The sequence below is a fragment of the Myroides sp. C15-4 genome (assembly GCF_050522745.1).
Taxonomy (GTDB): domain Bacteria; phylum Bacteroidota; class Bacteroidia; order Flavobacteriales; family Flavobacteriaceae; genus Flavobacterium.
Map to the genome: position 1 here is coordinate 1 of NZ_JBMVQX010000054.1, position 11,252 is coordinate 11,252.

Annotated in this window: 3 protein-coding genes and 1 pseudogene; all 4 read right to left on the reverse strand. The window is 38.2% G+C overall.

Going from position 1 to position 11,252, the window contains the following annotated elements:
• Positions 1-165 precede the first annotated feature (165 nt).
• The gene (locus ACPDHL_RS15550) at positions 166-4,404 is read right to left on the reverse strand and encodes a DUF7507 domain-containing protein (protein ID WP_430533642.1); all 4,239 of its coding nucleotides are present in this window, start codon (positions 4,402-4,404) and stop codon (positions 166-168) included.
• 73 nt (positions 4,405-4,477) lie between these two features.
• Complete coding sequence (locus ACPDHL_RS15555) at positions 4,478-6,448, reverse strand: hypothetical protein (RefSeq protein ID WP_430533643.1); 1,971 nt, start codon at positions 6,446-6,448, stop codon at positions 4,478-4,480.
• Positions 6,449-6,465: 17 nt separating this feature from the next.
• Entirely contained in the window at positions 6,466-8,655 is a 2,190-nt protein-coding gene (locus ACPDHL_RS15560; RefSeq protein WP_430533644.1) for a hypothetical protein, read from the reverse strand.
• A 26-nt stretch (positions 8,656-8,681) separates the two neighbouring features.
• Positions 8,682-11,252 (reverse strand): annotated as a pseudogene (locus tag ACPDHL_RS15565) (hypothetical protein); the annotation flags it as partial.

Here is an 11,252-nt window from a genome sequence, read left to right on the forward strand (position 1 = left end):
TTCTTGGTTATCAAAACTATAAAGCGTTGAAATAACACCACCTGTAGCAACTGATAGCTGACCTTGGTTGACAAAAGAAGCCTTATTGTCTTGAGCGACTACACCAACACTTAATCCTACTACACTCAGAAAAAGGAAATGGTTACTATATCTATTTTTCATAATCTATAATTGCTTAACCTTTTGATAAATCATTGGATTGGTAATTAAAACCCCACTTCCCTCTAAACGAACATACGTATGGAATGCTTTGCTAGAATCCCATCCTGGATCTCCCTCTTGGTAAGGTGTTGGATCTGTTGATAATTCCTCTACCTTACGTGTGGTTTTTTGCATGATCCCTACACCTGTCACCATTGCACGGTTATACACTCCTTGATTGACGTAAATATCTTCATGAGTTACAGGATAAGAAACTGTAAACGTCCACGTTTCATTTCGGTTTAAGATACCATTGTTGTTGTTATCTCCTTCTAGTGTTACTCTTGAATCTGTTGGTAAATGCGTGTTTTCATCCAATTTAATATGAAATCCAAACAACGGATCTACTACTTCGATGTCTTTAATATCCATATCCCCAGCATTTTTCACTTTGAATGTATAGGTGATTGTTTCTCCTTCTTCTGCAAAAGTATTGGCATTCTCATCTTTAAAAACCCCGTCTTTCTCTAAAGTACACGTTTCACACTCTTTTTGCTGCTGACCGTAACCGAAACCGTACATCATCGTTTGACCAATGACATTTTGGGTCACATCCACTTTGTTTATATTCGTTCCTGTTCCTTCTGAAATCCAGTGTACCACTTGTAAAGGAACTGAAACATTTCCATTGTGACGATCGTAAACTTCTAATTCCTCTAGCTCATCATTAGTCGTTCTTTTTCCCCATAAAGTCACGTTCCCCCATTTGTCAATATCCACGCGAATTACAGGTGTTGGGTTGTTGAAGCGGTCATTTAAATCTAAATTAGAAATATCCGACTCATCTCCATTTGGGTGTTTATTGACATTCCAAACTGCACTAGTTCCCGTCTCTCCAAATCGTTTACCATCTCTTTTGAAACGCACATTTCGATTCTCATGTCCTGTTTCAAATTCTAATTCCTCTTTATATAAAGGTACACCATTAATGACCATATTGAAAGAGTTATCCAAGCGATAAATATCGACAACGAAACCACCATCAGTAGCTGGTTGTTCGAACTTCTCTACTACATTGCTTCCTTCAGGTCTTGCTCCAGCTCTATGGAACCATCCAAACCCTTTTCCAACGATATCTAGGTAACATTCGTCTGCACATGTAATGTTGGATACGTGAATTCCACAGTTCGCATCGGCTGTACGTTTTGAGAAGGTAATATTATCAATTAGGGTATGTCCAAATCCTTTACTTGTAGCTAAGGCTCTGTCTTGGCTTCCGCGAATTGCAATTTTCACCTCTCTACCTACTACATCCTTACATGCTGCTTCTGCAAAAGAAAAACTTGCCGTTAACGGCACCCATCCCAAGCTAAATCCTTCTGGTGATGCCCCTTCTGGTAAACCTGGCCCTGGGTATTTCAACGGTACAGAGGCATAAATATGTCCAGTTTCTTTATCAACCACATCCATCAACATATAATCTTTGTCGTGGTAGGTTACATAGGAATAAATATCTAAGGTATATACTCTATCTTTTTCAATTCCACCTACTACTTCAAATTCGTAGAACGGTTTAATACTCTGTTCAGCTGAACTCGCTCCTCGTACTAAGAAAGCAGCTCCATTCACGGCTCCAGACATATCGCGAATTGTTCCTTCCTTATCCCATGCGGGTGTCCAGTCGTAATTACTATTCGGCAATGTTGGATCATTTGTTGGGGCATTCGGCACCCAAATACCTTGATTCCAAGAATCCGTTGTTGGGATACCCATTTGCACATATCCCGGAGGATTGACAGCATAATATCCATTTTTGATACGCGCTACAGAAATAGTTGAACTGTGTGGCTCACCATTTGCTGCACTATAACGACTGTCATTGATTCCTGGTGCAAATAAATACGAAGGCGTAGCTCCTCCTCTTGGTCCTTGTCTAACGACGCTTCCATTGGAATCGGTCATAATAGCTCCTGTAGTAGGATCTATGCTGATCGACTTTTTATTCATCCAATCTGTTCTACCCGAGTTCACATTCCAATAGCCGCGGTCAAAATCTTCAAAGTATAAGATCTGATCTACACATTCGCCCAATGCCATGAATACCACTTCCTTAATATTATTACATCCGATTGAACCACTAGTTCCTCCTAAATTTCCTTCATCGTTATTGTAACATTCGAAGTGTGGATTAGTTGGTCTTGTATAAGGATCTCCATTGGTTGCATCAACATCCGTCACGTCAGCAGGTCGCATAATTGTCGATTCGGCAATCATAGACCCAGTCATTCCATTCAACCTACCTTGTATCGTATAGGTAATTGTACAATTCTTTGGAATTTGTAATTCTGAACGGAACGTACGTGTTGCAGCATCATATGTCAAGGTTACTGTTTCTTTCGCTATTTTCGATCCTGACGTACAAGAAGATTCCGCTCTCACCTGTCCTGGATTCACAACATCTACCCCTGGAGGTAGTGTAAAGCTAAAAGGAGCACCGTGAATGCCTCTTGCTTCATCTGCTAATAGATCCGAAGGTCCAGCATTACCCGCTTTTACGACATAAGTAATTGCGTCTCCTTTATGTCCACTTGTTGCTGCAGATTCACTATTTCTTAATGCTTGCTTTACTTCTGTATATAAATCAACTTCTGTAATAACAACTTGAGTATTTTCTTCTTTTTTATTCCCTATTCTAAAGGTCCAAGTATCCATGGATTTTTTATCTCCAAATGTATTATTTGCTCCCCGTCCTCCTTCACCCCATTTGTGTCCATTGGCTTTACTGCTTTCGCCCGTATTCCCAGGTTTTAAATGGCTATTGTTTTTTGGATTAACAGCGCTACCATTTGTAGTACTTGGTCTAATATCTTCGTCATTCCAAAATACAATATCTGAGATTGCTGCACCTTGTAAATTGCGATAATTTAATAATTCGATGATAATTCCTCCTTTATTATACTCAATATCAAAGAATGGAAAATGCACTTCTGCCCCTTGTAATTGAATTTTTAAATCTACGGGAACAATTCCATTTAATTTACTTCCATCTGTTCCTACTCCATTCCAGTAAATTTGATTTGTGCCTTCTTGGGTAGTTCCTTGAATGGTTTTAAACACGCCATTATTCGTTACCACCTCAATGGTATATTGTTGCCCTGCTACAGGAGCAGTAAACTCAACATATCCTCCTTTATGTCCAAAGATACCTGGGGTACCCTCTGCTCCAATGACTTTTACATTGTTTACTTCTGGTTCCTCCACTTTTGGATTCAACCAAGTAGTCAATGAAGTACCTGTACTCACATTTACTCTTGCTGTAAGTGGCATATTTTCATCTGGTAACGTATAATACACTTTATGGGTAATATTAGCATTATCATCTGGTGAATTCGGATTGTGAATCTGATTCGTCACTGCACTAGCTTGACTATTTATACTTTTATACAAGAGACTTCTAGTGGTTTCATCCACAAATCCTTTGTTATTCACAAAGAAAGCCCAAACAATTCCTGAAGTACCATTGTGTTTTACACGATAGGTAAATCCATCATTGGTACGAACAAAAAACTGTCCTTCAAAAGAAACATTTGCATACTCACCATTGAAGTTTCCATTGGTAAAATTCAGATTGGTTGCATATACACGTCCTGCAATAAAAGCTGTATTTGCAGTGTTTATCACCGAAATATCCCACGCTCTAATTCCCGCATCATTCCCTTGAGTCCAACTATCATTTGCATTCAAAACAGGCCCTGGCTGATTAGATGATTCACTTCTAGAAGTAAATTCTACGCGATAGATTCCCTCTCCTCCAGCAGGTACTTGATAATAAATAGGAGTATATCCTCCACTACTAGATGCTGTAAGTCTTGGTCCTGCAATTTCTGCTGCTCGATTAGGGATTTGTCCTTGAATTTGATTATTGTTTACTACTATGGTCCCTGAAGGATTGTACAAGGTAATTCCTCCTTTTTTATCATTATAGTTTCCCCTCCAGTCTGTACTTTCTGTACCTTGAGCTGAAGATGCCAATGTAATCTTTTCTCCTGCTTTCGCGTATACATAATGAGCTCCTGCATTAGGAAAAGGAATTGCTTCAGGTGCAGTATATCCGTTACCCAACAACATTCCTCTATGACCTTTTACTCCACTAGGATAAAGGTTTTTCGAACCATCTGCCAACGTAGCCATACTTACCCCTAACGCCAAGGTTAGTGTAAGTAAAGCTTTTGTTGTTATTTTATTTATAATTGTATATATCATTGCTGTATTCGTAATTATAATTCATTTTTATATTTTAAAACCGTTTGTTTTAAAATACCTACATTATGATTCGTTACTTGATTACAAAAACGATATTCATGTATGAAGCTGGTGTTGCTGTACCAATGATGTCGTATTTTAATACACCATTTTCATTGATGCTTATATTCGCAAATACGTCTGTATCGTAATAGGTGATATAGTAGAATAACTCTCCTCTATCAAAAACATCCATAACTGCTGGCGCACCTGAACTTGCGATTACTCCACCATCATAAGGCAAACTACCTTGATTTGCTCCATGAGCAATATTATACGAAGTTCCACTCGCTGTAGTAAATTGATTGACATAATCTTGGTATAAATCTCGCTCCAAATTAGCACCCGTTGTTTTCGTATTGAAGATTACCGCTGGCATATAGAAAAACTGAGGAGCTACCTTTTTGCGCTCTACTGTTTTTAATACACCTGTTGCATCCGCTACTACTACTTTATCCGTTGCCGCTCCTTTGAATGCATCTTCATTGATATTCGTCACCTGAACAGCTCCATTTCCTTTTATAATCAAATGAGAATCTTGAGTTTCATTACTTTCTCCTTCTTTATAATAAAAAGTTCCTAAGAAAATATCTTTATGAAAGCCTGCCGAAATCCTCAATCCTTCATTTGAGTTTGCATCAATTGTAGATAAATTTTGTGTATGACTGAATTTTAATATTGATTCATGACCATTTATTTCTTCTGCCGTAAGTAAACCAATAGAAGATATCTCTTTTCCATACATATTTAAACCTACATGTCCATTATTATCAAATGTAAAATCATGTCCAATGTCATCTTTAGTAAAAAACAGACTAGTAAACTCTCCAAAATGAACTTTACGTTGTATACTACCTCCCGATGGTGGATTTATTAATGTTCCATCATGCGTATAGATATTTTCGTGTACTGCTGGATTTGTCCATGTTACACTCGGTGTATCGCCTCCTACCGTAGTCAGAACTTGTCCATCAACACCAGGTGTAATTTGTGTTGTTAACAAACTTCCTCCGATTTTTGACAAGTCAAATTTTGTTTGATCTACTCCTACTGTGTATTCTGTGTTTGTTCCAGCTTCAGTTGCAACTACAGTAACCTTCTCGTCTTGAGGCACTACTGTCGTTGTTTTTTGACCGGCTTGAATAGCATCTTTTAAATCAAAACCTGCTGATTCAATTCCATTTACCGTCGTTTTAAGTGTCGTACCATCCATGCGGTTGGATACTTCATTTACCAACTGTACTTCTGAGGCAACATTGTTTACTGTAGAAACAATAATATTATTATTTACAACCGTATTATCTCCTTCTCCTGTTGTTTTTTTCGTTAAAGCATTCGTAGTTGCTGGTGCAATGGTCGATTGATCGACCCATGTTGTACCAGTTCCATCTGCATTAGTTACCATCACTTGATTTTCTGTACCCGGTGTAATAGCTAGAGTTACATCTTTCAATGTTGCTCCTACTCCACCTCCTACTGTAATTCCAGTTCCAGTAATGCCCTTTCTACTAATCAAGCTCTCCTCTGTTAAATCGGTAGGTACCCATTGCCCACCTTTTCCATCTGATCCAGCAATAAAGGTTAACACTTGATTGGCTGTGGGGGTAGCTGGAGAAACTTCAACACCTTGAATAGCTCCCACTACCGTAGCATTGGTAGGTCCTGTAACATCACCGCCTAAATTAATAGCTGTGATATCCCCTTGCTGTGCAAAGCGAACCCAACGATCGGTATCCCAATAGTAGTATCCTGGTGTTACATCATTTTGCTCTTTTTCATTATAAACCATCAAAGACTGAGCTGGTGTATCAATTGGCGTTTCATCATTTGTTGTTGACACTAATTCCACACGAGGTATTAACAATCCTCTCTTTGAGGATTGTATATCAACTGCTGCTGTTTTTGCTGGTTTATCTGTTCCAAACCCTTGTTGTGCTTGAACTTGTTGCGTACCTAATAACAATACTAAACTAAGTCCTGCAAATCCAATGTATGTTTTTTTCATCTTTGTTTTTCTTTTTATTAGTTACGACCTACAACGATCCATTTCGTTCCGTTCGATTTGATAATCCAACCTTGGTAAGGCATCGCTCCATATACCAATGTTGTCGTAGCATCTGTTTTAATATTCAAATAACCACCATGTAAATCATCTGTATTTACAATTTTAATGCTAATCGTTTGTCCTGCTGTTCCATCGATTGCTGGTAAAATCAAGTTTGTATCATCATTTTTCAATACAACTTCAATTACTATCTCTTCCATTGAAGGGTGGTAGTTGTTCACTACAGTATTATCACTGATATTTACATTGCCTTCTTGATTAATAATAACATCACCTTCAGCTTTATCAATTGTTGCCAATTTTCCATCCGCTTGAACCACCACTACTTGATTGGTTTTAGCTTTATCTGCAGTTCCTAAACCATTAATAGCCAATGATCCTCCAGTACCAACATTCAATGTTGTAGTTTCTGTAATATCACCACCTAGTTTAATGTTATTATCCTCTTTTGTTAAACCGTTAGATGCTGTAACTGTATTGCCTAAATCAGCAGCAGAAACCCACTTTGTTACATAAACCGTTTTATTATTAGCATCTTTTACCGCATCCCCATTTTCATCTAATAAAGGTTGGTCAGAAGTAACTAATACATCACCTTCTGCTGTTCCTCCTGTAATATCAATTCGCGTAGCGTCTAGTAATGCGTTCTTTCCACCAAATACAGAAATAGATCCTGATGTTAACGCTTTACCGTTTAACAATTCTCCTGTGATTTGTTGATACGTTACTGTTCCGTCTGCATTTGCTACAGGAATAGCTCCTTTTGGTGCATTATCAGCTCCAACATTCGCTGTCATTTTTTCTGCTGTAACTGCTCCATCCGCAATTCCCAAGGTTACATCTTTCAATACAGAATTGGCTACTGCTAAGTCAGTTCCTACAACTCCACCTGCTGTTACCGTGATTCCTACTCCTTTTAATGCTTTTGCTTCAATATTTCCACCGTCAATAGCTTCACCAATTAAGTTCTCTGGTGATGTTTCTTTTAACACACCATTTTCGTCAGCCATTACGACTTTATGTCCAACAACTGCATCTTTATCTTCTAAAGTAGGTAATCCTTTGATTGCTAAAGAAGCGTTAGCATCCTCAATATCCAATACTGTTGGTGTAGTTATTGGATTTCCTCCTAAGTTAATTTTGTTATCACCGTCAATAGAAATTCCTTGTCCAGCTTCTAACGTATTAGATAAGTCAGCCGGTGATCTCCATTCTGTTGTTTTTTTTCCAGCAGCATCAACCTTAGTAACCATAACAAGTCCGTCACTATCACCCGCTGTAATCTCAATATTTACATCTTTTAAAAGGGCTGTAGCTCCATTTGTATCTACAGAAATCGAAGAAGAAGTCAAGGCTTTTCCATTTACTCCTTCTGTAATTACCTCTTCTAAAAGTGCTTTTGGCGTTACTACTTTTAAGATTCCATCCGATCCCATGATCACGATGTTCTGTTTTGCTGCATCGAATTCTTTTCCAGCAGTCCCATCAAGTACATCTAAACCAGTAATTGCTAAAGACGCATCGGTAGCTGAAACATCTAATACAGTAGCTGTTTCAATTGGAGTTCCTCCTAAAGAAACGTGTACTTTACCATCAGCTCCAATTTCAGTAGTAATCCCATTTTCACCTACAACAGATCCGTTGATAAAATCTTGTGGATTTACCCATTTCGTTGTTTGAACAGTCTCTCCATTAATATTTACTATTTCTGTCACTAATACTTGTCCTGCTACATCACCACCTTTCACACTTACGTTATAATCCATATCGTGTCCGTCTGGTGTTGGTTTCACTGTCACATTTGTTCCAGCTGAAACCGTTACTGCGCTACCTGAGTTAGACGATACGAAACGCACCCATCTACCTGTATTATTATTGTAAGCTGCATCCCAGTAGTAAAAACCAGCGGCTGTATCTGCTGTTCCTGTGTTGTACACCATCAAAGCATTAGCAGGTTTTGCTACAGGTGCTGCTTGATCTAAATTAGGAATAGCAATACGAGGAATTAATAAACCACGTTTGTTCGACACGATGTCTACAGCAGCAGAACGATCTGGTGTGTTTGTTCCAAATCCTTGTTGTGCAAATGTATTTGTTGTAGTTAAAACTGTAAATGCTACTACTGCTGATACTATAATTTTTTTCATGATAAATTTCTGATTAAGTAAGGAGATTAAAATTTGTTAACGATTTGCCATTGTGTACCATCTGATACAAAGTCCCATCCAGAGTAAGGTAAACCTGTTTCTAGTGTTTTACCGTTTAACCCTGCAACGTTTCCTTCAATAACTACATAACCGTCTTCGTTCGTGTCAAGTTTTTTAATGGTGTATTTTTTTCCTTTGTTCGATTCGTTTGCAGTTGGTAGCTTAATTACAATACCTTCCGTTGGTGCTGCTTCTGCATTCACCAATACTACGGCGTCTGCTGCTAAAAGTTCTGTTGCTGTTGCCACTGTTTTCACCGCTGTTGCTACATCCACTTTCCAAATCGTTTCATTAGGTTTGGTTGCATCCACACGGCTAGAAACAGTTGTATTGGTTCCGTCTTCTAAAACCACTGTTTTTTGCTCTGCTTGCACCACCGTTTGTAAATCTTGGTAGGTAACATTTCCATCTTTATCCGCTACTCCAATTCGAGGAGCATCCGTTGTACTTGTACCTGCATCTAACTTTCCAGCTGTTACTGCTTTATCTGCAATACCTAACGTCACATCTTTCAATAATGAACTTGCCACCTCTGTATTTAGATTCGTTCCAGCATTTTCACCAGCTGTCACGGTAATTCCAACCCCTTTTAACATCTTCGCTTCAAGATTACCTTGGGTAATTACATCTTCGATCATGTTTTTCGCTGACGTTTGTTTTAGTACGCCTTCGCTATCTGCAATCACGAGATTGTTAGCTGTTGGATTTTTTTCTACCTCATCCAATCCTTTAATTGCTAAAGTCTTAGTTGAATCAGTGGTAAGGATTGTTGGTTGGGTTAATTCTCCACCTAATCCAATGCGCGTTACGCCATCAGCGCCAACAATTTTCTCAACACCATTGGTTGTTTGTACCCCCAACTGATCTGCATTTACCCACTCCGTTACTTTACGAGATTCAATCTGATCTGATCCATCAGGGTTTTGTCCTACCACAACATCTTTCGTTGTTGTAACTAATACTTGTCCATCTGTTTTCCCAGCTTTAATCTCGATGTTTGTCTTTCTTAACAACACTTTTTCTCCATCAGTCACTACTAAGGATTCAGAGGTTAAATCTTGTCCTTGTGTTGCTGCTAAATTTTCAACATTAACAGTAGCAACTCCATCAACAAAATTAATAGTAGGAGTAGTATCCGCTTCCTTCACCACACCTAACGTAGTTCCATTTGCGTTAGCCACACTAATCGTGTAATCATTTCCTCCTGTTGCATTGATATCTGCTTTTGCGACAACATCAACTGGCGCTGTACCGACGAAAGTATCTCTATTATTTAATTCTGCTTGAGGAATCCATTTTGTCTCTCCATTTGCATCAGTTACCAATACAGATGAATTCCCTCCTGGTAACATGTCGATAGGAGCTACACTTCCATCTATAATCTCATCCGATCCAACGGCTCCTGTACCGATGTGATCTGAAGTAATTTTATCTTTACCAATATTCAATTTTACATTTTGTAATACGGCATGTTCTTTTGACGTTTCTGTCGATTCTAAAGAGTCTCCAATCACAATCACTCCATCAGTTGAAAGCGTTTTTGCTTCTAAATCACCTTGATCTATTGCTTTTTCAATCAAATTCTGAATTGACGTTTGTTGTAAAACACCATCTTTATCTGCCATTACTACATTAGATCCACTCACGTTATCTTTGTCTAGCGATGTTAATCCATCAATAGCTAATGTATTGGTTGAGTCAGTTTCGATTGTCGTTGGTTTATCTAAAGGACCACCTAATCTAAACTCACTATTTCCATCTGTGTCATTCACTACCGTAATACCATTCTTCGCAGTTACCGTTGCTGATACAACTTCTTTTGGATCTTGCCACTCCGTTACTTTACGCTCCTCTTTAATCTCATTACCATCAGCATCTTGTCCAACAACAACTTCTTTTGTCACCGTTACTAATACTTGTCCGTCTGCTGAACCTCCTTTAAGATCCAGTTTTGCATCTTTTAATAATGCATCTGCTCCACCATCTACATAAATAGAAGTTGAAGTTAACGATCCTTTTGTCGTAGCAATAGTATGAACTAATTCATCCAAAGCATCTTTTACATTCGTTGAAGCTAGACCTGAAGTTGAATTATCATATAAGATATTATCTGCATTAATATCAATTGTTGCGATATCATTCCCTTCTGAATCTTTGAAAATATATTTCCCTTCTGATTTAGACAAGTCTTCTACAATAACTAAAGCTGGATCTATAGTTACCCCTTCTCCTAGTATTGGATTACCATCCGCATCAATTTCATTTTCATTATAATAGGTATAGGTACCGTTTTTGTTTATTGCTAAAACAGTTACAGTTTCGTTTGCCTTAACAATCGTCTCAAATTTGCTGTTGTCTACATTCACCCATGAGTTGGTTGAAGCATCCCACTCTTGGAAAATTACATCTCCAGTCGTTTGATCGTAAACAATTTTGGTAAATCCACCAGTTGTTTCAGTTAAATGCGTGATATAATCGTTAATTGTTGGATACGTACGTCCATCAACTGTGATAGGACCGTTCTTCACAATTTCTTC